Source organism: Janthinobacterium woesei (assembly GCF_051380875.1).
Lineage (GTDB): Bacteria > Pseudomonadota > Gammaproteobacteria > Burkholderiales > Burkholderiaceae_D > Janthinobacterium.
Genome location: NZ_JBNYXW010000001.1, coordinates 339,800 through 364,213, shown reverse-complemented (window position 1 = coordinate 364,213; position 24,414 = coordinate 339,800). Strand labels below are relative to the sequence as shown.

The 24,414-nt window shown below is 63.3% G+C and carries 18 protein-coding genes and 1 tRNA gene; 14 read left to right on the top strand and 5 right to left on the bottom strand.

Features of this window, described 5'->3' with window-relative positions; genetic code table 11:
* The first annotated feature begins 181 nt into the window (after positions 1-181).
* The 7 genes from ACQ4W6_RS01630 to ACQ4W6_RS01600 all read left to right on the top strand — a co-directional run bounded on the left by ACQ4W6_RS01630 (position 182) and on the right by ACQ4W6_RS01600 (position 10,054).
* Positions 182-2,488: a putative bifunctional diguanylate cyclase/phosphodiesterase gene (locus ACQ4W6_RS01630; RefSeq protein ID WP_436565433.1), complete on the top strand. Its 2,307-nt coding sequence runs from the start codon at positions 182-184 to the stop codon at positions 2,486-2,488.
* Between the two features lie 93 nt (positions 2,489-2,581).
* On the top strand, positions 2,582-4,990 hold the full coding sequence (locus tag ACQ4W6_RS01625; protein ID WP_436565432.1) for a S9 family peptidase: 2,409 nt from the start codon (positions 2,582-2,584) through the stop codon (positions 4,988-4,990).
* A gap of 146 nt (positions 4,991-5,136) precedes the next feature.
* Positions 5,137-5,568, top strand: coding sequence for a hypothetical protein (locus ACQ4W6_RS01620; protein WP_436565431.1), 432 nt, complete (start codon positions 5,137-5,139; stop codon positions 5,566-5,568).
* 169 nt (positions 5,569-5,737) lie between these two features.
* Positions 5,738-5,813, top strand: a tRNA-Phe gene (locus ACQ4W6_RS01615).
* 300 nt (positions 5,814-6,113) lie between these two features.
* On the top strand, positions 6,114-6,464 hold the full coding sequence (locus ACQ4W6_RS01610; RefSeq protein ID WP_436565430.1) for a collagen-like protein: 351 nt from the start codon (positions 6,114-6,116) through the stop codon (positions 6,462-6,464).
* Between the two features lie 188 nt (positions 6,465-6,652).
* The gene (locus ACQ4W6_RS01605) at positions 6,653-9,037 is read left to right on the top strand and encodes an acyl-CoA dehydrogenase (RefSeq protein WP_436565429.1); all 2,385 of its coding nucleotides are present in this window, start codon (positions 6,653-6,655) and stop codon (positions 9,035-9,037) included.
* 297 nt (positions 9,038-9,334) lie between these two features.
* Positions 9,335-10,054: a choice-of-anchor J domain-containing protein gene (locus tag ACQ4W6_RS01600; RefSeq protein ID WP_436565428.1), complete on the top strand. Its 720-nt coding sequence runs from the start codon at positions 9,335-9,337 to the stop codon at positions 10,052-10,054.
* A gap of 81 nt (positions 10,055-10,135) precedes the next feature.
* On the opposite strand, the gene ACQ4W6_RS01595 is transcribed toward ACQ4W6_RS01600, so the two are convergent.
* Complete coding sequence (locus tag ACQ4W6_RS01595; RefSeq protein WP_436565427.1) at positions 10,136-11,377, bottom strand: TCR/Tet family MFS transporter; 1,242 nt, start codon at positions 11,375-11,377, stop codon at positions 10,136-10,138.
* 106 nt (positions 11,378-11,483) lie between these two features.
* On the opposite strand from ACQ4W6_RS01595, the gene ACQ4W6_RS01590 reads away from it, so the two are divergent.
* Positions 11,484-12,122, top strand: coding sequence for a TetR/AcrR family transcriptional regulator (locus ACQ4W6_RS01590; protein WP_436565426.1), 639 nt, complete (start codon positions 11,484-11,486; stop codon positions 12,120-12,122).
* A gap of 89 nt (positions 12,123-12,211) precedes the next feature.
* Positions 12,212-13,573, top strand: coding sequence for a prephenate-dependent tRNA uridine(34) hydroxylase TrhP (gene trhP / locus ACQ4W6_RS01585; RefSeq protein WP_436565425.1), 1,362 nt, complete (start codon positions 12,212-12,214; stop codon positions 13,571-13,573).
* Positions 13,574-13,751: 178 nt separating this feature from the next.
* Here trhP and ACQ4W6_RS01580 read toward each other — a convergent pair whose 3' ends face one another.
* Positions 13,752-14,375 (bottom strand): hypothetical protein, encoded by a 624-nt coding sequence (locus tag ACQ4W6_RS01580; RefSeq protein WP_436565424.1) that lies wholly within the window; start codon positions 14,373-14,375, stop codon positions 13,752-13,754.
* 377 nt (positions 14,376-14,752) lie between these two features.
* On the opposite strand from ACQ4W6_RS01580, the gene gdhA reads away from it, so the two are divergent.
* Positions 14,753-16,096 carry an NADP-specific glutamate dehydrogenase gene (gdhA, locus tag ACQ4W6_RS01575; protein ID WP_436565423.1) on the top strand — a complete coding sequence of 448 codons (1,344 nt, stop codon included), beginning with the start codon at positions 14,753-14,755 and terminating at the stop codon, positions 16,094-16,096.
* Between the two features lie 8 nt (positions 16,097-16,104).
* On the opposite strand, the gene ACQ4W6_RS01570 is transcribed toward gdhA, so the two are convergent.
* Entirely contained in the window at positions 16,105-16,662 is a 558-nt protein-coding gene (locus ACQ4W6_RS01570) for a flavin reductase family protein (protein ID WP_436565422.1), read from the bottom strand.
* Between the two features lie 179 nt (positions 16,663-16,841).
* Between ACQ4W6_RS01570 and ACQ4W6_RS01565 the strand changes: the two genes are divergently transcribed.
* Both ACQ4W6_RS01565 and ACQ4W6_RS01560 read left to right on the top strand, forming a co-directional pair.
* On the top strand, positions 16,842-17,471 hold the full coding sequence (locus ACQ4W6_RS01565; protein ID WP_436565421.1) for a GIN domain-containing protein: 630 nt from the start codon (positions 16,842-16,844) through the stop codon (positions 17,469-17,471).
* A 40-nt stretch (positions 17,472-17,511) separates the two neighbouring features.
* Positions 17,512-18,309, top strand: a complete 798-nt coding sequence (locus ACQ4W6_RS01560) for an enoyl-CoA hydratase (RefSeq protein ID WP_436565420.1) — start codon at positions 17,512-17,514, stop codon at positions 18,307-18,309.
* Between the two features lie 67 nt (positions 18,310-18,376).
* Here the strand turns inward: ACQ4W6_RS01560 and ACQ4W6_RS01555 are convergent, their stop codons facing one another.
* Positions 18,377-21,538 carry a S8 family serine peptidase gene (locus ACQ4W6_RS01555; protein ID WP_436565419.1) on the bottom strand — a complete coding sequence of 1,054 codons (3,162 nt, stop codon included), beginning with the start codon at positions 21,536-21,538 and terminating at the stop codon, positions 18,377-18,379.
* A gap of 2 nt (positions 21,539-21,540) precedes the next feature.
* Positions 21,541-22,362, bottom strand: a complete 822-nt coding sequence (locus ACQ4W6_RS01550; protein ID WP_436565418.1) for an NF038120 family PEP-CTERM protein — start codon at positions 22,360-22,362, stop codon at positions 21,541-21,543.
* 429 nt (positions 22,363-22,791) lie between these two features.
* Between ACQ4W6_RS01550 and ACQ4W6_RS01545 the strand changes: the two genes are divergently transcribed.
* Both ACQ4W6_RS01545 and ACQ4W6_RS01540 read left to right on the top strand, forming a co-directional pair.
* Positions 22,792-23,724: a histidine kinase gene (locus ACQ4W6_RS01545; protein WP_436565417.1), complete on the top strand. Its 933-nt coding sequence runs from the start codon at positions 22,792-22,794 to the stop codon at positions 23,722-23,724.
* Positions 23,721-24,410, top strand: coding sequence for a response regulator (locus ACQ4W6_RS01540; protein ID WP_436565416.1), 690 nt, complete (start codon positions 23,721-23,723; stop codon positions 24,408-24,410). Before ACQ4W6_RS01545 ends, ACQ4W6_RS01540 begins: the two co-directional genes overlap by 4 nt.
* Positions 24,411-24,414: the final 4 nt, after the last annotated feature.

The following is a 24,414-nucleotide window of genomic DNA, read 5'->3' as shown; positions in this document are numbered from 1 at the left end:
GCCGCCAGCCTCCCCTCCTCCCGCAACGCCAGCTTTGAAGCTGGCGTTTTTTTGGACCTCCAACATGCCCTTGCCAAGCATGTTGAATGATCAAGATGACATGCTGAACGATAAGGCGTAGTATTTAACCAACTTACTGCACAGTACGGCTATACAGCACCCTGGGGGAAAGGACGGCAGCGTGGCGGCGTCGAACGATCTCGCGCATTGGCGCGGCCAGATTTTTGCGCGCCTGTTGCAGGTGGTATTGCTGCTCGGCATGGCAACGGCCATCCCCAGCGCCCTGCTGGCGGCGCGCGAAGCGATCTGGTCCATCGTCGCCATCGACGTGCTGGCCATCGCCTGGATAGCCGCCATCTGGCACTGGCGCGTGCAACCCTACCGCTGGCGCGTGGGGCAATTCCTCGCCATCGCCTACATCGTCGGCATCGCCCTGCTGCTCAAAATCGGTCCCATCAGCCAGATCTACATGATGGTCATCCCCGTGCTGGCAGCTTTGCTGCTGGGCATGCAACCGGCCCTGTGGGGGCTGACCGTGACCTCGCTGACCATCTTTGTGCTGGGGCTGCATCCTGACGTTGCCCTGCAGTTGCATGGCGTAGCCGATACACCTGTGCTGCGCGCGCTGATCATCGCGCTGAACTACCTGTTCATCGCCTCCGTACTGACCCTGTCGTGCGCCTTCCTGCTGCGCCACCTGGAGCACGCGCTGGACAGCCTGCAGGCGAGCGCCCTGTCGCTCGAGCGCAGCAGCGTCGCCTTGTCCGTACTCAATGCGGAGCTGCACTTGACAGCCACGGCGGTGGCCCGCCTGAACGACATGGTCATGATCGCCGAAGTGGCAGATGTCCCGCCCAGCGCGGGCGCCGCGCCTGCCACGCGCATCATCTTCGTCAACGATGCCTTCGAGCGCAGCAGCGGCTATGCGCGCGCCGACGTGCTGGGCCGCAGCCTGCTGTTCCAGCACGGCCCCGCCACCGACATGGGTGAACTGGCGCGCATCGCCACCGCCATGGCGAGCGCCCAGCCGGCACGGGCGGAATTGCTGAACTACAACAAAGCCGGCAACGCCTACTGGGTCGAGGCCGAACTGGTACCCTTTACCGGTGCAGACGGCAGGCAGACGCACTGGGTCGCCGTCGAGCGCGAAATCGGCGAGCGCAAGAAGTCGGAAGCGGACATCCACCGCCTGGCCTTCTACGACGTACTGACGGGCCTGCCCAACCGGCGCCTGCTGATGGACCGCATCACGCATTTGCTGGCCGCCTCGCAGCGCGAAGGCAAGATCAGCGCGCTGATATTCATCGATCTCGACCACTTCAAGCACATCAACGACGCGCGCGGCCACGCCACCGGCGACGCGCTGCTGCGCATGGCGGCAGAACGCCTGGCGCAACTGATGCGCAAGGCCGACACCGTGGCGCGCCTGGGCGGCGACGAATTCGTCGTGCTGCTGGCCCACTTGGCCGAGGACCTGGACCACGCCGCCCGCACGGCGGCGCAGATCGCCGAAAAAGTCCGCGCCGCCATCGCGCGCGACTTCGACATCGCCGGGCAGTCCTACCACTGCTCGGCCAGCATCGGCGTGACCCTGCTGCCGAAAGCGGGCCAGCAGGCGCACGACCTGCTGCGCGAAGCCGATATCGCCATGTACCGCGCCAAGGCGGAAGGGCGCAATGGCATCGCCTTTTTTGAAGCGTCCATGCAAGCGGGCGTGGAGCGCCGCCTGACACTGGAACGGTCGCTGGCGCGCGCCCTCGACGCAGGCCAATTGCGCATGTACGTGCAGCCGCAGGTCGACCGCCATGGCCGGGTGACGGGCGCCGAAATGCTGATGCGCTGGCCGCAGGCGGACGGCACGCAGATTGCGCCGGACATCTTCATTCCCATCGCCGAAGAATCCGGGCTGATCGTCCGGCTGGGCCACTGGGCGCTGCGCGAAGCGTGCCGCGCCGCCACCCTGCTGGCACAGGCCGGCCAGCCCATCGCCGTGTCGGTGAATGTGAGTCCAGCCCAGTTTCGCCAGCCCGATTTTGCCGCCCGCGTGCAGACGGCGCTGGCCGAGCACGGCACGCCGGCCGCCGCCCTGATCCTGGAACTGACGGAAGGCTTGCTGATCGACCAGCGCGACGCCTCGCTGGCGCGCATGCGCGCACTGGCCGGTCTGGGCATCCGCTTTTCCATCGATGACTTCGGCACTGGCTATTCCAGCCTGGCCTACCTGACCACGATGCCGCTGTATGAACTGAAAATCGACAAGCGCTTCATCGACCACACGCCGCACGACGCGCGCGACACGGCCGTCGTGCAAGCCATCCTGGCGATGGCCCGCCACCTGGGCTTGCGCGTGGTGGCCGAGGGCGTGGAAACGGTGGAACAGGCCGATTTCCTGATCGCCCACGATTGCGACGGCTTGCAAGGCTATCTGGTCGCGCGGCCGATGCCGCTGGACGAGCTGATCGCCTGGCTGGCCCTGCCGCGGGCTTAGCTTTCCGACATTTCCTGCATGAAACTCCTCCGCTAGAATACGGGCCTCATGGCCCTGCACCTTCACCGCCCCTACTCGTTAAAGTGACCCCCGATGCGTCTGGTTCTCCCCCTGTTGGCCCGTCCACTGCTGCTGACCCTGCTGGCAGCCGCCCTGCCCGCCGCGCATGCGGCACCTTCCACCGCTACCGCTTCTCCCACGCCGATCACGCTGGACCAGGCGATGGCCGACCCCGACTGGATCGGCACGCCCGTCGAAGCGGCATGGTGGGGCTGGAATGGCCAGCTCTACTACAAGCAAAAACGCCTGGGCTCGCCTCTGCGCGACACCTATCAGTTGCCAGGCGCCAACGCCAAGCTGAATAGCGGCAAGAAGATTGACGATGCACAACTGGCCAATCTCGATGGCCAGCAGATGCGCATCAACCGGGCCGGCACGCGCGCCATCCTGCTGCGCAACGGCGACCTGTTCGAACGCGACCTGAAAAGCGGCGCCTTGATCCAGATCACGCGCGGCGTCTCGGCCATCAGCGACCCGCAATATTCCACCGATGGCAGCGCGGTGCAATACCGCAGCGGCACCGACTGGTTCAGCTGGAGCCGCGACCAGCGTTTGAGCGCGCCCGTCGCCCTGTTGCGCGCCGTCAAGGACCCGGACGCCAAGCCGGAAGCCGATGCCCAGCGCGAGCTGCAGCTGCGCCTGATCGTCAACCTGGCGCGCCAGAAGGAAGAGCGCGACGCCAGCCGCGAGCGCCGCCAGGAAGAGCGCCGTCTCGATCCAACGCGGGCGCCGGAACCGATCTACCTGGGCGATAAAGTAACAATTTCCGGCAGCGCCCTGTCGCCGGACGGCCGCTGGCTGCTGTTCGTCACGCAAGATAAAGCCGCCGAGAAAGGCAAGCTGGGCAAACTGGCCCGCTACGTCACCGAAACGGGCTACCCGGAAGCGGACGACGAGCGCACGCGCGTGGGCCGCAACATGCCCATCGCACAACACCTGACACTGGCCGACCTGCACACGGGCAAAGTGCGCGAGATCGCCTTCGACAGCCTGCCCGGCATCGCCACTGACCCGCTGGCGCTTCTCCGCGCCGAGCAAAAGCGGGCGCCATTGAAAGGCAACCGCCCCGTGCGCGTCGATGCGCAGCGCGACGGCATCGTCTGGACCGATGACGGTAGCAAAGTTGCCGTGCGCGTGCGCGCCATCGACAACAAGGACCGCTGGATCGCCAACGTCGACCTGGCCAACGCGGCACTGCTGCCCGTGCACCGCATCAGCGACACGGCCTGGGTCAACCGCCGCGCCGACGAATTCGGCTGGCTGCCCGACAACGCCACCCTGTGGTATCTGTCCGAGGAAAGCGGCTACGCCCACCTGTACACGAAAACCGGCGCGGCGCCCGCGCGCGCATTGACCAGCGGCAAGTGGGAAGTGAGCGCCGTCGAATGGAGCCGCGACGGCAAGAACGCGTATTTTGTCTGCAACCCGCAGGCGCCCGGCACGTATGAAGTGTGCGCCAGCACGGCCAAGGATGGCGGCGCGCGCGAAGTAACGCAATTAAAAGGCGTGGAAAACTTCGGCCTGTCGCCCGATGGCGGCAAGCTGCTGGTGCGCTATTCGACCAGCTACATGCCGGCCCAGCTGGCGACCATCGCCACCGCTGGCGGCAAGGCCAATATCCTGACCGATACGCGCAGCGACGCCTTCAAGGCGCGCAGCTGGGTCATGCCGGAACTGGTGCAAGTGCCGTCTACGCATGGCGCGGCGCCGATCTGGGCCAAGCTGTACCGCCCGGCGCAAATGGCGCCAGGTAAACAATACCCGATCGTCATGTTCGCCCACGGCGCCGGCTACCTGCAAAATGTGACCGAGCGCTACCCCGTCTATTTCCGCGAGCAAATGTTCCACAACCTGCTGGTGGAACAAGGCTATATCGTGCTCGATGTGGATTACCGCGCCTCGCTCGGCTATGGCAGCGCCTGGCGCACGGCCATCTATCGCCAGATGGGCCACCCGGAACTGGAAGATTTTGTCGACGGCGCCAACTGGCTGGCGGCCCGGCACCAGGGCGACATCAAAAATGTGGGTATCTATGGCGGCAGCTATGGCGGCTTCATGAGCCTGATGGCGCTGATGCGCGCGCCGGACGTCTTCAAGTCGGGCGCCGCGCTGCGCCCCGTGACCGACTGGAGCACCTACAACCACGAATACACGGCGAACATCCTGAACACGCCGGAACTCGATCCGCAGGCGTATAAAATCTCGTCGCCGATCGAGTATGCCGACAAACTTACGGGCAACCTGCTGATTGCCCATGGCATGATCGACGACAACGTGTTTTACCAAGACTCCGTGCGCCTGTCGCAGCGCTTGATCGAGCTCAAAAAGGATAACTGGGAAATGGCCAGCTATCCGATGGAACGCCACGGCTTTGTGCAGCCGGAAGCGTGGTATGACGAATACCGCCGGATTTATCAACTCTTCCAGCGCACGTTGAAATAAGCGCCAAAATGCCCGTTTTTATGCGGGCATTTTTCATGACAGCTAGCGCAGTCAAACGGCACCGGCCGTGGCGTCTTGTCGAAGGCTGGCGACTGCATGCGCGAATCGTGCTTGCCATATCAGCAAGCGTGGCACATGATGAAACCATGCACACATCTACCTATTCCTCCCTGCTGCGCGCCGCCTGCGCCAGCGTCCTGTTGCTGGCCGCCAGCGCCTGCGGCAGTGCCCCTACGCAAGATGATGCGCCACCCGCCCCCGGCAATGCCGGCTTGCTGGCGCAGATCCAGGCGGAAGTAAGTACCGCCGCCTGTGATTCCACCCAGCAATGCCAGACCATCGCCATCGGTGCCAAGGCTTGCGGCGGACCGGATAGCTATCTGGCCTGGTCCAGCAAAAACAATGACGGCAAGAAACTCAAGGCGCTGGCCCAGGCGCATGCGCAGGCCAGCCGCAAGCAACAGCAAGCCGACGGCATGATGTCGACTTGCTCCATCGTCACCGATCCGGGCGCCAGCTGCGAAGCGGGCCGTTGCGTATTGCAAAAGAGCGGCCTGGGCGGCAGCTCGGCGATGTAAGCGCCGCTGACTCAGCGGCCTCGCCTCGCACGCCACAAAGGTAGTTGCATTGCCGCATCCATTCAAGTCATGCAAAGATGTCAAAACACCATTTCTTTGCCATCTGTTGCATTTGAACACAGCTTGCTCTGGTCAGGTGGAATCTCTTTCTGCTATAATTCGCCGCCTTGGCCTGGTAGCTCAGTCGGTAGAGCAGAGGATTGAAAATCCTTGTGTCGGTGGTTCGATTCCGCCCCGGGCCACCAAGAATTCTGCAGCACATATCAAAACGCCAACCTTCGGGTTGGCGTTTTTGTTTGCGTCCGTGCAAAACTCTCACGCCGCCTGCCCGCCACTGTGTACGCAAACGTACGGACTGCAGCAGCCTTCAGGTACATGCTGCATGTAGGCCATTACTGCTCATCCCACCGCCAGAGTCCTCCATCACACGGAGGAACGAACGGTCGCTTGGTCATGCTAGCCCTGCTATACCGCCATGCGAAACTCGCGCCCGACGCCGTCGAGCCGTTCCGCTCACAACGGCGCACACTGCCGAAGGATTCATCATGAAACATACTTTGATATTGCTCGCGCTCGCCTCTACCCTGGCCCTGAGCGCCTGCCAACGCGAAACGCCGCCCGTAGTCCAAGTCGTCCCCGGCCCGGCCGGCACACCTGGTCCTGCCGGCGCCACCGGTGCCACGGGTGCCGGAGCCCTTCCCGGTGCGACCGGGGCCACTGGCGCCACCGGCCAGATGGGCGACAGCGGCGCCCCGGGATACGACGGCGCCAAGGGCGCTACCGGTGCACAAGGCAACACCGGTGCACAAGGCAACGATGGCGCCAAAGGCGAGGTCGGCGACGAGGGCGCCAAAGGTAAGACCGGCGACACGGTGATCGTTGTTCCCAAACGTTAATGCCAGTAGCGCCGGCGGTGCGATTGCACCCCGGCGTTGCCAAGCATGGTGGCAAAAAATAGTGACGACAAATAGTGACAACAAACAACGCCAACCCATGTAGCCTGGCGTTGTTGCTATGTACTACACCGCACAGTTACATCCGCCGCAACGGCCTACCCTGCTCTTATTCAACAGGGAGATATCGCATGCTCAAGATTGCTCTGCTGGTGGCCTTGCTGGCCATCCTTGCACTGTTCGCGCTCGGTCCCGTGCGCCGTGCCTTGATTACTCCACGCCTGCTGGCCCTGTTCAAGCGCATCCTGCCCACCATGTCCGCGACGGAGCGCGACGCGCTTGAGGCGGGCACAACCTGGTGGGATGCCGACCTGTTTTCCGGCCAGCCCGACTGGCCCAAGCTGCTGGCCTATGCAAAACCCGCGCTGAGCAGCGAGGAGCGCCACTTTCTCACGCATGACGTCGAGTGGCTGTGCGCGCTGGTCAACGACTGGGAAACCCAGCAGGAGCAGGACTTGCCGCCCCAGGCGTGGGCATACATGCGGGAACAGGGCTTCCTCGGCATGATCATCCCCAAACAATACGGCGGCAAGCAATTTTCCGCCTACATGCACTCGCAAGTGGTGATGAAGCTGTCGACCCGCTGCTCGGCGCTGGCGGTCAGCGTGATGGTGCCCAATTCGCTGGGACCGGCCGAATTGCTGCTGCACTACGGTACCGAGGCGCAGAAAGATTACTATCTGCCGCGCCTGGCCGCCGGCGTTGACATTCCCTGCTTTGCCCTGACCAGCCCGTACGCGGGCTCCGATGCGGCAGCCATCCCCGACCTGGGCGTGGTGTGCATGGGCATGCATGCAGGGCGCAGCACTCTGGGCATCCGCCTCACCTGGTCCAAGCGCTACATCACGCTGGCGCCGGTAGCGACCTTGCTGGGACTGGCTTTCCAGACCAGCGATCCCGAACACCTGCTGTCCGAGGACGCAGCACCGGGCATCACCTGCGCCCTGATACCCGCCAGCCACGACGGCGTGGTGATCGGCCGGCGCCACCATCCTTTGAGCGCGGTGTTCCAGAACGGCCCCACCTCGGGCAAGGATGTGTTCATCCCCATCGACTGGGTCATCGGCGGCCAGGCGCAAGTGGGCAAGGGCTGGCGCATGCTGATGGAATGCCTGGCGGCCGGACGCGCCATTTCGCTGCCCTCGTCCAGTGTCGGCATGGGCAAGATGGCCGTGCGCGGCAGCAGCGCGTATGCCGCCGTGCGGCGCCAGTTCAACATGCCGATCGGCAAGTTCGAAGGGGTGCAGGAAGCGCTGGCCCGCATGGGCGCCAATCTGTACCTGATGGATGCGGCGCGCACGCTCTCGGCGCTGGGCGTCGACCTGGGCGAAAAGCCGGCCGTCATTTCCGCCATCGTCAAATACCACGTCACCGAACGGGGACGCGCACTCGTCAATGACGGCATGGATGTGCTGGGCGGCAAGGGCATCTGCATCGGACCGAACAATTTCCTCGCCAGTGCCTACCAGCAAGTGCCGATCGCCATCACGGTCGAAGGCGCCAACATCCTCACGCGCAGCCTGATCATCTTCGGCCAAGGCGCCATCCGCGCGCATCCGTATGTGCTCAGGGAAATGGCCGCCGTCAGCGAAAGCGACCCTGTCCGCGCCGTGCGCGATTTCGACCAGGCATTCTTTGGCCACGTCGGCTTTGTGCTGGGCAACCTGGCACGGGGGCTATGGTACGGACTGGGCGGCGCGCGCCTGGCCGCCGTGCCCAAGGCTGGCGCCCTTGAACTGGCGCCCTATTACCACGCGCTGACGCGGATGTCGACGGCCTTTGCCGTCATGACGGATTTGTCGATGTTCGTGCTGGGCGGCGAACTCAAGCGGCGCGAGCGGCTGTCTGCGCGCCTGGGCGACGTACTGTCGCAGCTGTACCTGGCCTCGTCGGTGCTGAAGCGCTATGAAGATGACGGGCGCCCCCTGGCCGACCTGCCGTACGTGCACTGGTCGCTGCAAGATGCGCTGGTCAAGGCGCAGCAGGGCTTGAGCGGCGTGCTCGACAATTTCCCCGCGCGCGTGCTGGCGGTGTTGCTGCGCGCGCTGCTCTTCCCCTTCGGCCTGCCCCATCGGCCACCCTCCGACGAGCTGGGCAGCGCCGTAGCGCAGGCGATGCAAACGGCCGGCGCCGACCGCGAACGCCTGCTTGCCGACTGCTACGTGGCGAGCGACGCCAGCGATCCCGTGGCCTGCGCCGACATGGCGCTGGCCTTGCTGCCGCAGGTGGTGGCCATCGAAAAGCGCCTGAAAGACGCGGCTGGCAACGCTGGCCTCAAGCACCTGCCGCAAAGCCTGCCCGCCATGCAGGAATGGCTGTCCGCAGCCATCGCGGCAGGCTCAATCAGCTGCCAGGAACACAACACCTTGCTGGAGTTCACGCGGCTGGTCGACGCCTTGATACAGGTCGATGATTTTGCGCCCGATGCAGCGCACCGGAAACACGGCAGCAACACTGGCGCCCCCGTGCATATCGCGGATAGCGCAAGTCGTGCTGGCGGGAGTCTCGCAGCATAGGCTAGAAAATCCTGGTGCCGATGGTGCGATTTCGCCCCGGCCGCCAGACGTCCAGCTGCATCTATCAAAACGCCAGCCTTCGAGCTGGCGTTTTTACGTGCGCAACAGAAATTCCCCCTCCCCTCTCCCCGCGCCTGTTTCCAGCAAGCCGATTCTGACGCCCATTAAAAAACAAATAACCATAGTTGCATTTATTAGTAGCAATTTTATTACCATTAGTGTTATCTTTATTGCAGTACATTCAAGCGTTCACCCCCTTCCCCAACTACTTTCACTATTTCTCGATGGAGGTTCAAGATGTCTGTCACATTCAAATCAGCTTTGCTTTCCACGCTAGCCCTGGCCCTGACATTAAGCTTTAGCGGCGCAGCATCTGCTGATGCACTGGTAGAAACGTTCGACAATGGTGTTCCTGCCGGCTGGACGGTGAACAACTTGAGCACGCCTGTAGGCTCGACCAGTTGGTTCCAGGGCAATGGGGGGGTGTTTGAAGCGCACGAGGGTGTGGGAAACTCTTACCTGGCCGCCAACTTCAATAGTGGCAGTGGTCACTCCAGCATCAGCAATTGGCTGATCTTGCCGACATCAACCTACCGCAATGGCGATACGCTGTCCTTCTTCACCCGTACGACTGAAGATTCGTTCTGGCCGGATAGCCTGGAAGTGCGCTTCAGCAACGTTGGCGGCACCGATGTCGGCAACACTGCCAGCAGCGTGGGCAGCTTCTCGACCTTGCTGCTGAGCGTGAATCCGACGCAGGCCCTGCTCGGCTATCCGGAAACGTGGACGCAATACAGCGTCACCCTGAGCGGTCTGTCGAGCGCGACCAGCGGCGCACTGGCATTGCGCTACCTGGTGGACGACGGCGGCCCGAACGGCAATAACTCGAACTACATCGGCATCGATACGCTGCAAATCACCTCTGCCGTACCGGAACCCAGCACCTATTTGATGATGGGGCTGGGCCTGGGCATGGTCGGCTTCCTGCGCATGCGCAAACGCAAGAGCCAGGCTTAAGTCGCCACACAAGGACATGCCTACGGAAGGCCTGGAAGCGCCAGCCTTCGGACTGGCGTTTTTTTGATACAGAACGGCGCCCTACATTGCCGGCGCCGCTGCTGGCTGCTTCAGGCGCAATCCCAGCACGAGCGGCACCAGGGCCGCGTACACGACGATGACCGACAGCCAGATGGCACCGGGCCAGTGCGCTCTGACGCCAAAATAAATACTGGAAAACACCAGCGGGCAGAGCACGGAAGCCAGGCTCACGGCCGAGGCCAGCACGCCCTGGAACTGGCCCTGCCGGCTGTCGTCGACTTGCCGCGTCGCCAGCGATTGCAGGGCCGGCGCGCCGATGCCACCCAGGGCGAACACGGGCATGACGGCAAAGATCATCCAGCTCTGCGTGGCAAACGCCATCACGCTCAAGGCAAGGCAGGCGCAGGCGACGCCCGCCAGGATGGTGGCGCGTTCACCCAGCAACTTGACGGCGGGGCCGGGCAAAAAGGCCTGGGCCAGCGCCTGGCACACGCCAAAGGCGCCCAGCGACAGACCGATCCACAAGCCATTCCATTCAAACGCATCGTGCCCCCACAGTGCCCAGCAGACGCCATACACTTCGCCGGCGGCACTGAAGGTAAAGAAAATGATGGTAATCGGCAACAAGCGCTTCTCGGAGAAAATCCAGCGCAGCGGGCGCAGGGGATTGAGCGCCGCCAGGTCGATTTTCCCGCGCCTGGGCGTGCGCATGGAGGGGCGTGATTCGGGCAAGGTGAACAGCGCCAGCAGCAGATTGCAGGTATTTAATACGGCCGCCGCCATGAACGGCAGGCGCAAGCCGTAATCGCCCAGGGCGCCGCCGAGCACGGGACCGATGATAAAACCCATGCCGAACATGGCATTCAACAGCCCGAAACGGCGCGCGCGCAGGTTCTCGGGGGAAATGTCGGTGATATAGGCGGTGGCCACCGAGACGTTGGCACTCGTCAGTCCGGCGATGGCACGCCCCAGCAGCAGCATCCACAGGCTGGGCGCGAAGGCGAGGAACAGGTAATTGATGGCCGCGCCGGCCAGCGACAGCAACAGCACGGGACGCCGTCCCAGCCGGTCGCTCAAGGAACCCAGCACGGGCGCAAAGATGAACTGCATCAGCGCGTACAGGGCCGTCATGACGCCGATATACGGCGCCACGTTGGCCGCATGGGTGACGTCCTGCAGCAGCGCAGGCAAGATCGGAAAGATCAGGCCGATGCCAACGGAGTCGAGCACCACAGTTACAAAAATGACAAATAGTGCGCGCTGCATGACGGGAGGCGCCGCTACGGGAAGGGATGCATTCATATACTCAATCCAAATATGTACTCAGTACATAAATAGTATGTGCAACATTCGCGCACCATCAAGCGATATCTGTACTCAGTACACATTAGTGTATGATCGCGGCAACATGCCTATCCCTACCGACCTCCGCTCGCGCAAGCGCCTTGCCACCCGGCAAGCCATCTCCAATGCCGCCACGCGCCTGTTTTTCGTGCGCGGCTTCGATAAGGTAACGGTGGACGACATCGCCGCGGCCGCCAGCGTGGGACGCATGACGGTGTTCAACCACTTTCCTCGCAAGGAAGACATGTTCTTCGACCGAGAGGAAGAAGGGCGCGAACTGCTGCGCGCCGCCTTGCGCCAGCGCGATCCCGCAGTGTCCCCCATCGACACCTTGCGCCGGCTGGCGCACCAGCTGGTGGCGGAACAGGCGCCCTACATCACGTTTTCTGCTGCCGGCCAGGGTTTCATCGCCACCGTCGAAGGCAGCGACACCCTCAAGGCCCGGGCCAGGGCGATACGCGACGAGCTGGCGCAAGAGCTCGCGCAGGCGCTGAGCGCGTGCACGGGAGGCGACGCGCACGATCCCCTCGCCCACTTGGCGGCCAGCCTGCTGCTGGCGACCTGGAGCGTGGCCCTCATCGAAGCGCACCGCACGTTTCGCCAGCATGGCGACGCGCAGCAAGCCACCGCCCTCTTCCTCGCCTTGGTCGATCATGGGCACGCGGGCTTGAACGCTGCCATGGCGGGCACGCCGTACGTCTGACGTCATCAGTCCAGCATTGCTGATCCCTTGACCCAGGGCAAGGCTTTCCAGCGCCATGCGGCATACAATCGCCGGCTTTGCCCCTCCCCATGCGCCACGCTCCCGAACTCCTCCTGCCTGCCGGCTCGCTTGCCAAGATGCATGCCGCCTTCGACTTTGGCGCCGACGCCGTCTACGCGGGCCAGCCGCGCTACAGTTTGCGCGTGCGCAATAACGACTTTTCGACCCCGCAAGCCTTGCAGGACGGTATTGAAGGCGCGCATGCGCGCGGCAAGCAGTTCTTTGTTGCCAGCAACATCTTCGCCCACAACGCCAAGCTGAAAACCTATCTGCGCGACATGGAACCGGTGATCGCCATGCGTCCCGATGCGCTGATCATGGCCGATCCTGGCCTGATCATGATGGTGCGCGACAAATGGCCGGACGTGCCCGTCCACCTGTCCGTGCAGGCGAATGCCGTCAACTGGGCTGACGTGAAGTTCTGGCACCGCATGGGCCTGACGCGCGTGATCCTGTCGCGCGAGCTGTCGCTCGACGAAATCGAGGAAATCCGCCAGCGCTGTCCGGAAATGGAACTGGAAGTATTCGTCCACGGCGCCCTGTGCATCGCCTATTCGGGCCGCTGCCTGCTGTCGGGCTATTTCAATCACCGCGATCCGAACCAGGGCACCTGCACCAATTCCTGCCGCTGGGATTACAAGGTGAAAAATGCCGCAGAAGACGCCAGCGGCGACCTGGGCGGCATGCAGGTGGTGCCGCTGCAATTTGGCCAGGCGCTGGCAGAGGCCGACAACAATGCGTTTTCCGCCCTGCACCAGCAGCCGCGCCACCCGCTGGCCGACCAGCCCTACCTGATTGAGGAAGCGCAACGTCCGGGCCAGCTGCTGCCCATCCTCGAAGACGAGCACGGCACCTACATCATGAATTCCAAGGATTTGCGCGCCGTCGAGCATATCGAGCGCCTGGTAAAAATCGGCGTCGATTCGCTGAAGGTCGAGGGCCGCACCAAGTCGCTGTACTACGCGGCGCGCACGGCGCAAGTCTACCGCCAGGCCATTGATGACGCCGTGGCGGGCCGGCCTTTCGACATCGGCCTGCTAGGCCAGTTGCAGGGCCTGGCCAACCGCGGCTACACGGACGGTTTTTACCAGCGCCACCATACGCAGACGCACCAGAACTACATGCGCGGCGCGTCCGAGGCGCACCGCAGCCAGTACGTGGGCGACGTGCTGGGCGTGGCCGATGGCTGGGCACGGGTGGAAGTGAAGAACCGCTTCGCCGTGGGCGACCGCATCGAAGTCATCCACCCGGGCGGCAACCGCGACATTACCGTTGAGCGCATGCTGGCCGACGATGGCAGCGACATCGCCGTGGCGCCCGGCAGCGGCCACTTCGTGCGCATCGCCCTCGACGGGGCGCTGGACAAGGCCTTGCTGGCGCGCTATCTGTAAACGCCGGTCTGGCGTCTATGCCGCAAACCAATCGATTTCGGCGGCATCATCCGTGCTCGGCTACGCGCTGGGTACTGACGACGCCTACATCACGGGCCTAATCCTGCGCAGCATGGCCGGTTGATGGCGTTCCTGGCGTTCGCCAGGCACCCTGCATGACACAAGGCGACGGTGAGCTTCACTTGGTAGGGCACTTGCCATTACGGCAGGTGTAAAAAGTCCCTTCCAGTTTGCACTCGGATTCACTGATAAACAGTGGCGCACGACCTTGCTCATCGGTAATGCTTTTCTGATCGTGTCCGCAGCCTTTCACGTGATAATTCACGCCGGCCACGCCCAAACCATCCGTCGGGCGCACCAAGCGAGGACTGCGGCCATATGGCCCACTTCCCACCACCCTGACAAATCGCATGCGCTCGGGAGTGATGGGAAATGGCGCGCGTATGAATCCGGACCTTCCATGCCCATCTGTCACACCTTTCAGTGTTGTGAGAAATACTGTTTCTGCGGCTGCGGATTTCGCCGGAGCATAGACGTCGAGCGAATACGGTGTATTGACGAGAATTTCTTTCGTCTCCGTATCGAACAGTTGAAAATGGCATCCATACGCCCCCTGCCCTGCCATGGGCAAGCCGTCGACTGGCATCGGCCTGCATTCATAGGATGATGCCCAGGCCACCACGGGCACTGCATTTGTCACACATCCGGAAAGCATTTGCGCGCAGAGCAAGGCGATGACGATTGGCGCGCTTTTAGTGGCAAGACACTTGAGGATAAAAACTCCCCCATTCAAAGTTGGCAAACGGCAAGTCATTCTTGCCTGATGACCTATAGGGGCGATTGAGATCTGTCAATATTTTAAGAAATAAACAATTCTTAACAACTGCGTTCTGGCGAGCGGTAGACCAATAGTGGCGAGTAACCATTTGTGTTCCAAGCTGTCCGGAGCAAAGAGGCCTTACCGCGAAAACGCTGATTTCGTGAGTGTCTTGTCACTACATAACGCCTACTTTTCAGTCGACATTTTCACCAGACCACTATCCGTCCGGGTACGAAATGTCCCTTCACAAGTACACAGCAAGGTAGCAGAAACCTCTCACAACCAAATTTCCGCACCATTTTCGTGCGAAATCTGCGATGATAGTTGCCCAAATAACCGATCACCTCCATGGAATTCTGATGAAATACGCATCTGCTCACGAGTATGTCCAGCATGTCGACGCACGCAATCCAGGTCAGCCCGAGTTTCTGCAAGCCGTCACCGAAGTCATGGAAAGCTTGTGGCCGTTCCTGGAACAGCACCCGAAGTATGCGGAACAAGGCTTGCTGGAACGCTTGATCGAGCCGGAGCGCGTGGTGATGTTCCGCGTCTCGTGGGTCGATGACCATGGGCAGGTACAAGTCAATCGCGGCTACCGCATCCAGCACAGCATGGCCATCGGGCCGTACAAGGGCGGCATCCGCTTCCACCCGTCCGTGACCCTGTCGGTGCTGAAATTCCTCGCCTTCGAGCAAACGTTCAAGAATGCCCTGACGACCTTGCCGATGGGCGGCGGCAAGGGTGGAGCGGACTTCGATCCCAAGGGCAAGAGCCCCGGCGAAGTGATGCGTTTCTGCCAAGCGTTCGTGAGTGAACTTTTCCGTCATGTGGGCTCGGACACGGACGTACCGGCCGGCGACATCGGCGTGGGCGGGCGCGAAGTGGGCTATATGGCCGGCATGATGAAAAAGCTCAGCAACCGCGCCGACTGCGTGTTCACGGGCAAGGGCGCCAGCTTCGGCGGTTCCCTGATGCGTCCGGAAGCGACGGGCTACGGCACCGTATATTTCGCCCAGGAAATGCTGAAAACGCGCGGCCGCTCGTTCGATGGCATGCGCGTCTCCGTTTCCGGCTCTGGCAACGTGGCGCAATATGCGGTGGAAAAAGCCATGGCCATGGGCGCGAAAGTCATCACCGTATCGGACTCCAGCGGCACAGTCATCGACGAAGACGGTTTTACGCCGGAAAAGCTGGCCATATTGATGGAGGTCAAGAATCATCTGTACGGCCGCGTCAGCGACTACGCCGAGCGTACGGGCGTGCGCTTCGAGGCGGGCGTATCGCCATGGCATGTGCCGGTCGATATCGCCCTGCCGTGCGCCACGCAAAATGAGCTGAACATTGAAGACGCGCGCACCCTGATCGCCAATGGCGTGCAGTGCGTGGCCGAAGGGGCCAACATGCCCACCACCATCGAGGCGGCAAAGGCCTTTGAAGCGGCTGGCGTGCTGTATGCGCCAGGCAAGGCCAGCAATGCGGGCGGCGTGGCCACGTCAGGCCTGGAAATGAGCCAGAACGCGGCGCGCATGTCGTGGCCGCGCGAAGAAGTCGACGCACGTTTGCTGCAGATCATGCAAGGCATCCACGCCGCGTGCAAACAATACGGTACGCGCGCCGATGGCACGGTCAGCTACGTCGATGGCGCCAATATCGCCGGCTTTGTGAAAGTGGCCGACGCCATGCTGGCGCAGGGCGTGATCTAACGCGCGTTTTAGCTGATTTCCGGCGTCATCAGGCTCTTGCGGCTGATGGTCCTGCCCGACACCATGAACTCGCCGTTGCCACGGTAGTGCAGGGTTTCGGGCAGCTTGGGCGAGGTGGCCACGTGGGCCTTCACGCACTCGAAGATGAAAAATCCCCCTTTCGGGTTGCCCGCCACCTGTGCCAGCTTGCACTCGAAGTTGGCATAGCATTCCACAATCAGGGGCGCGCCTACCTGTTCGGCCGGCTGCGCCGTCAAGCCAAATGCGGCAAACTTGTCCGTGTCTTCACCGCTGCAATTGCCGATGGCCACCACCTGGTCGACCATGTCGGCCGTCGGCAGGTTGATCACGCACTCCATGCTGCGCTTGATCATTTCATAGCTGTGGTTCGCGTCGGAAATGAAGCAGCCCAGCAGCGATGGCGTAAATTCCATCAGCATGTGCCAGCCCATGGTCATGATGTCGCTCTCGCCCTTCCACGTGGAACTGACCAGCACGACCGGCCCCGGTTCGAGGAAGCGGCGGATATCTGCGACGGGATAATCTACTTTGTGGTAATTTTTCATCTGCTCTCCTCGGACTTTGCAGGCCATAGCATAGACCAATGGCGCCGTGCCGGGCGCGCGGCTGGCCGGCCACGGCGTGCACTTTGCGCGCTGCGATTTGTGCAGTGCATCGCAACTTTCTCCCTTTTTCGAGAGCTTCCACCCTAGAATACACGGATCAACTACTCAAGGAAACCGCCATGCGCCACCTGTTCCTGTTGTCCGCCCTGTCCCTCGCTTCCGTCGCTCCCCTTGCGCATGCCGACGAGCAGGCCCGCACGCTGGGCGCCTTCAATGCCATCGATATCCGCGGCCCCATCAGCATCGAGGTCGAATCGGGCAAGGAACACAGCCTGCTGCTGCGTGGCGACCAGAAGTTTCTCAGCGGCGTGATCACGGAAGTGGTCAATGGCGAGCTGAAAATCTCGATGAAGGACACGAACAGCAAGAAAACCGAGGGCGATCCCAGGGTCATCATCACCATGCCCACCTTGCGCAAGCTGATCGCCGAAGGCGCGGGCGAAAAGATATTGACCAAGCTCAATGGCCCACGGGTGGACATCAGCTACAAGGGCGCGGGCCGCTTGGCCGCCGATGGCAATGTGGACTGGCTGCGCCTGAAGGCGCAAGGCGTGGGCGAAGTCGATACGAAAGCCTTGCTGGCGAAAAACGTCGACGTCAATTTCGACGGCATCGGCTCGGTCAAGGTATATTCTTCGGGCGAACTGAACGCCGTGGTGCGTGGCATGGGCGAACTGACCTATTACGGCAAGCCGAAGATCGTGCACAAGTCGATCGCCGGCATCGGCAGCGTCAACGCCGCCAAGTAAGATTTTCCTACAATAAGGCCATCAGGCCACTGGAGACCGCATGACTGTTGCACTAGACACCGCCGCGCCGCTCGTGCTGCGCGAGGATGAGGCTGGCCTCGTCACCCTGCGCCTGAACCGCCCCCTGCAATTCAATGCCCTGTCCGAAGCCATGCTGGCGGCGCTGCAGGAGGAGCTGGACACCATCGCGCAGCAGCCCCACGTGCGCTGCGTGGTGCTGGCGGCGGAGGGCAAGGCCTTTTGCGCGGGCCACGACCTGCGCCAGATGCAGGCCACGCGCCAGCTTGATTATTATCAAACCCTGTTTGCCCAATGTTCGCGCGTGATGCAAGCCATCCAGGCGCTGCCAGTGCCCGTGATTGCCCGCGTGCACGGCATCGCCACGGCGGCCGGCTGCCAGTTAGTGGCCAGCTGCGACCTGGCCGTGGCGGGCACGTCCGCCCGCTTTGCCGTCTCCGGCATCAATGTGGGCCTGTTCTGCGCCACGCCCTGCGTCGCCCTGTCGCGCAATGTCTCGTCCAAGCGGGCCTTCGACATGCTGGTGACGGGCCGCTTCATCGACGCCGACACGGCCGCCGACTGGGGCCTGGTCAACGAAGCGGTGGCCGACGATGCGCTCGACGCGGCCGTGGCGGGACTGGCGCAGCAGATCATGGCGAAAAGCCCCACGGCGATTCGCTACGGCAAGCAGATGTTTTACCAGCAGCAACAGATGCCGCTGGGCGACGCGTATGCCTACGCGGGCGACGTGATGGCGCGCAACATGATGGAAGAAGATGCAGATGAAGGCGTGAGCGCCTTCCTGGAAAAGCGGCCGCCCAGCTGGGCGCGGCCATAGAGCCGGCCTGCACCGGAATAAAAAAGGCGTGCCTGGAGGCACGCCTTGCGCTCAAACAAGAAACGGTTTAGTTCGCCAGCACCTGCTTGTCGCCGCGCGCGTTCTGGAACAGCGGCACGGGATCATCGGTATTGACCTCGACTACCGTCACGCCCTGCACCACGCCGGCGACCTGATAGCCGACGGCGCCCAGGTGGCGCTTGCCTTCAGCCAGGTTGGACCAGCCCAGGGACACGGAAGCAGTGCCGCCAATAAAGGCCGTGCCCGGCATCAGCGCCTTGAAGCTGCCGTTGTTCAAGCCAGGCGCCAGCACCCACGACGACAGGGTGTAGTTGGCCTGGCCGTTTTGCGGCGCGTAGCCGATCAGGCACACCTTGTAGGTGCCGGCGGCGGGCAAGCGCAGTTCGACTTGCTCATTGGAACTTTGATTGCCGCTGCTACCGACCAGCACGCCGGCGGCGTTGTAGACCTCCATGTCCAGGTCGGTATTTTCACCGCCCGTCGTTTCCGCGTCGTAGGTGGCGAAGCGCGCTGCCAGCGTGCCCGCCGGGATCACCACATTGTGCGCATTGACGCCCGTGCCGCCACCGGCCTTGCAGACGGCCGATGCCGTGTTGTTGTTGGCCTGGCCGATCGTACGCGTTTCGCGCACGGCTTCGATCAGGCCCGACTTGACGCCGACCAGCGATCCCGTGAAGCCCGTGCCCAGGGTCAGCACCTTGCTGCCCGTGGCCGCTTCGCTGCTGACCAGCGGCGAGACAGCCAGTACCGTGGCGCGCGCCGTCAGCGGGCTGCGCACCGTGTGCGTGCCATCCGTCCAGGCGAGGGCGCCATACACCCAGGTGTTGGCCGGCGCCGTGGTGCGCGTCAGCTTGACCTGAAACTGGGCCTTGGCGCCGGGCGCCAGGTTCAGGCTGGCCGGGGTCACCGCCACCGTGTAGCCAGGCAGGCTGGCCGAGGCCGTGTAGACGGCGCCGCTGCTGCCCACATTCGTCACCGTGCGCGTCAGCGTTTGCGTGCCCAGCACATTGGCCGCCGTCAGCGATGCCAGGTTCAGGTTATAGGCGGCGATGGTGCCGATGGCCTGGCAGGTGGCGGCGCTGTAGACCTTGAGGTTCAGGCCGCACAGGAAGCGTGCATAGTCGATTTCCGACACGTCATACACGAGGCCGGGATCGGCGGCGCTGGTCGGCGCGATATGGCCCGCACCCTGCGCCCATGGCAGCTGGCCCGAGTTCTTCGCCGTGGCATCCCACGACACGGAACCGTTCAAGCCGTCCGAATAGGTGCTGAACGCCGTCGTCATCAGCGCAGACTTGATGGCCGCAGGCGACCAGTCCGGATGCTGCTGCTTGAGCAGCGCCGCCACGCCGGCCACGTGCGGGCTGGCCATCGAGGTGCCGGAATAGAAATCCCAGTCGGCCGATGGCGCCGCGCCGCCGGCGGCCACCGCGTTGCGCTGCGCCTGCGTCAGGTCGGCCGTCACGCCGGCGAGGATGTTCGTGCCGGGCGCCGACAGATCGGGTTTCAGGATGTTCGCGTTGGCCACGTTCGGCCCGCGCGAGGAGCGGTCGCTGACGATAGGCGCCTGCACGCTGTTGTCGGCGATGGCATGCACATCGCCCAAGGCCGCCGTGCCGTCCGGCGTGGCCAGCATGAAGGCTTTCAGCGCGTCGCCTTGCGCCAGCGCCAAGTGCACGGTCGACAGCAAGTGCGCCTGGTTGATGATGGTGTTGGCGCCACCGGCCACGTTAGCGATGATCATGCCGCCGGCACCGGCCGTCTTCGCGTTGCCGCTCTTGTTGACCAGCACGTTGCCGCCACGGTCGCACACCAGCACCTTGCCCGCCACTTTCGCCGGGTCCAGATAGGCAGGCGCGCCATCGGCCGCGCCATAGCAGCGCAGCAGGTTGACGTCCGTCGGCGACACGCCCGCCCGGCCCGCGTCGCGCGCGCGGACCAGCGGCAACGCCGGCGTATTCGCATTGCTCGATGCGCCTTCCAGCTTCGTTCCGTTGCTGAGGATGGCATTGCCCGCGTACAGGCGGTTGTGGGTCGAATTGGCCACCGTCGCCAGCCATGGGCTGATGTGCGACACGGGTGCCGGCACATCGGGCGACGGCGTGGCGGGACCGGAGTTGCCGCCCGAGGTGGCGACAAACACGCCAGCTGCCGCCGCGCCCAGGAAGGCCACTTCGGTCGGTTCATCGAAGGCGCCGCCGCCCGCATTCGGGCCGATGGAGAAGTTGATGACGTTGACGCCATCCTTCACAGCCTGGTCGATCGCGGCGACACTGTCGGCCGTGGCGCAGCCATTGTTTCCCGTCGAGGCGGCCGTCCAGCACACTTTATAGGCGGCGATGCGGGCGCGTGGCGCCATGCCGGAGACCTTGCCCAGCGAGGCGCCGCCCGAGCTGGCCACGGTGCCATTGTTGCCGCCGGCGGTGGACGCCGTATGCGTGCCGTGTCCGCCGTGCCCAGTCAGGCCGGCCACGGAATCGCGCGGCGAACGGAATTCGGTCCAGTGCAGGGCCGCGCTCGATCCCCGGTAATAGCGTGCGCCGATCAGCTTGTTGTTGCAATTGTCGGCGGAAAAACCTTCCCCCGTCTGGCAACTGCCCTGCCAGTTCGCCGGTGGCGCGCCATACACGACGTTGTTGCCGCTGTGGCTAGGCACGCCATTGTCGTCGAGGCGGTCGGCAAAGGCCGCGTTCTCGGGCCAGATGCCGCTGTCGACGATGCCGATGATGATATCTTCACCCGCATGCGCCTTGCCGCCCAGCTGTTCCCAGATGCCGCCCGGCTTGTCCAGGCCCAGGAAACTCGGTGTGTAGCTGGTATCGAGTTGCAAGATGGAGTCGGCGCTGATGCTGGCCACGGCGCTGTTTTTTTTCAGAGCGCGCACTTCATCGTCGGTCAGCAAGGCGGAAAAACCGTTGAATACGACGCTGTACTGGTGCGTGATTTCGGCTGCGCTGACGGTTTCGGCCACGGCGGCCTGTTTGGTGTCGAGGTAACTCAGATACGCCTGCACGTCGGCGGCGCTCACATTGATGCGCGCGCCCGGCGCCGGTTTGGTGGCGGCCAAGCCATCGACCTGGCCCGTGTAGGTGGCGGCGGGCTTGTCGACCAGCTGCACGATGTAGGAACGGCGTTCTTGCGCCTGCGCCGACTGGGCAAGGCTGGCGGCCAGCAGGAGGATGGCAAGCGAGACGGGACGAAGTTTCATGCTCATGCTCCTTGCACCGTAGCGGTGGTGACGACCTTGCCAGCGCGGCGGCGCGACAGCATGCCGATGGCACCGAGGCCGGCCAGCAGCATCAGATACGTCGACGGTTCCGGCACGGCGCTGACATTGATGTTGTCGAGCGCGAACTGGCCCTGGTTAAAGGCGGGAAAATCGAGGGAATTGCTGCACATGCCGCCCTCGTTGAAAATGCAGGCATTGAAGGTCAGGCCCGTGAAGGTATAGTTGCTGAAACCGCTCAGCAGGGACGCGCTCTGGAAATGGTAATTGCCATCGCTGCCCTGGCCAGGAAACGCCAGCGCGGTGCTGACCACCTGGCCATTGCTCAATGTGCCGCTCAGCTGCAGCTGGCCCCAATCCATGTTCGGCAAGCCGGACACGGGAGCGATGAAGGAGTAGTCGAAACCGGCCAGCGTGAATGCCTGATGGTCGGCGCGTGAAAAATTCACGCCGCCGTCATTCAGGATGGCCAGGTAGTTGCCGCTGGCGCCCTGCGGGCAGGCGGCGATATCGCACGAGGACGTCACGCGGCCATCGAGGATGGCGCCCACGCCGCTGATGCCGCCGCCGGCGGCGGTGGTCGGATCGGCGAGGAACAGCAAGTTGTAGCTCGATGTGTTGAGCGTCTGGCCGCTTTCATAAATATCAGGCAGCAAGCCATCGAAGCTGAGGACATCCGCCATGGCCGGTGCCGAGGCCAGCAAGGCGAGAGTGGCGAGAGTGGAAAATATGGTTTTGCGACCGCGGGTAGCGGGCAGATTGATGACGGCGGGTGATACCCGCGCGGCTTGCGATAAACGATTCATTCTATTCCCTTGGTTGTTGTGGATAGATAGGTCGGCGGGTCTGACGCCCGCTTTCAGCTTTTTCACAAAAGTGTCAATGAATATAGCAAATTGCATAAAACAAATATCATATTTTTAATATTATTTATTTATTTTTTATCTAACTTCCCGAAACTTTGTTTTGTTTTAGCTATGAAAAATTGACAAATCTCAACGTTACATTTACACAACAATTTTCCAGCCGCCAGACGAGCGCAGCGGCGCCGCCGCGCAACTTCGGCTAAGCTCGAAAATCGCGCCTGCCGCCACCGTCACATCGCGGTACACCTGTTCCATCCTGGAACACTCGCCAGCGCCATCCCCAGCGCGCGCGCGCGTGCCGGCCCCGCCTGCCGATGGCATGAAGATTGCACAATGCAAAGCATCGACAGTGCTCAGGGAGCGTGCATCATGGAACACTACCAACTTGGCGGCAACGACCACGCAGGCACCCGGCCGGGCTGGCGCGCCTTCCTCTGCTGCGCGCTGGCGCTGGCTTCGCTGGCTTTCTTCCTGCTGGCGGCCCGGCTGGACTTGTCCGAACGCCTGGGGCGCGTGCTGCTGGGACAGGAACACTGGCAACTCGACGAGTTGGCGCTGAGCTTGCTACTACTGGCCTTGGGGCTGGCCGGCTTTGCCTTGCGGCGCGGGCGCCAGGTGGCCGCCCTGCTGGCGCAAAACCGCGCCCTGACGCAGCGCCTGCTGCGCGCGCAGGAAGATGAGCGCTGCGCGCTGGCGCGCGAACTGCACGATGAAGTGGGGCAAAACTGCACGGCCATCCGCGCCGCCGCCAGCTACATCCTGCGCGCGCGCGATGGCGACCAGGCCAACGTGCACGCGTGCGCCGCCAGCATCGCCGGCGCCTCGGAAGCGCTGCACGCGATGGTGCGCAGCATGCTGCGCCGGCTACGCCCGCCCGCGCTCGACAGCCTGGGCCTGGAGCCAGCCCTGCAGGCCCTATGCGACAGCTGGGTGCAGCAGCACGGCATCGCTTGCCAGTTCGCCCCGCATGCGATTCCCCCGGACCTCGACGACAGCACCGCCATCGCCATCTACCGGCTGGTGCAGGAAGGCTTGACGAATATAGCGCGCCACGCACAGGCCGGGCGCGCCACGGTCGAGCTGCGCGCCGATGCGCACGGCACCTTGCACCTGGCCATCGAAGATGATGGCCACGGTTTGCGCCAGGACAATACGCAACAAGGTGGCTTCGGCATGCTGGGCATGCGCGAGCGCGTGGCCGGCCTGCGCGGGCATATCCACTGGATCAGCGCGCTGGGCCGTGGCTTGCGCATCGAAGTGGCGATGCCGTTGGCGGCCAGCGCGCCACGGTGCGCAGTATGAATCTGAACCTGAACCTGGACCCGGCCACGCACTCAGGCATGGCCCCGCTCCGCGTGATGCTGGTGGACGACCACCCGGTGGTGCGTTCCGGCTACCGCCGCCTGCTCGAACAGGGGGGCGATATCGCCGTCGTGGCCGAGGCCGGCAATGGCGAAGCGGCGTATGCCTTGCATCTGCAACACGCGCCCGACGTCTGCGTGACCGATTTGTCCATGCCCGGCATCGGCGGCCTGGAATTGCTGCGCAAGCTGATCGCCCGCGATGCCCATGCGCGCGTACTGGTGTTTACCATGCACGACACGCCTCAGCTGATCGCGCGCGCGTTCGATGGCGGCGCCTGCGGCTTCGTCAGCAAGCAGGCCGATCCGGAACACCTGGTCGTAGCCGTGCGCGCCGCCCACGCGGGCCGGCGCTACCTGGACCCGCACAGCGCACCTGGCGTGCAGCAGGGCACGGCCAGCGCGGAAGCACAGCGTTTGAGCAGCCTGAGCCAGCGCGAATTCGAGATCTTCCGCCTGCTGGCCGAAGGCCACAGCGCCGCCGACTGCGCCCGTTTGTTGCACCTGAGCAGCAAGACCGTGGCCAACAACCAGACGTGCATCAAGGAAAAACTCGACGTGCCCGGCCCCGCCGCCCTGGTGCACCTGGCGCTGCGCAATGGCATCATCGAGCCGCGCCAGCTTTGATGCA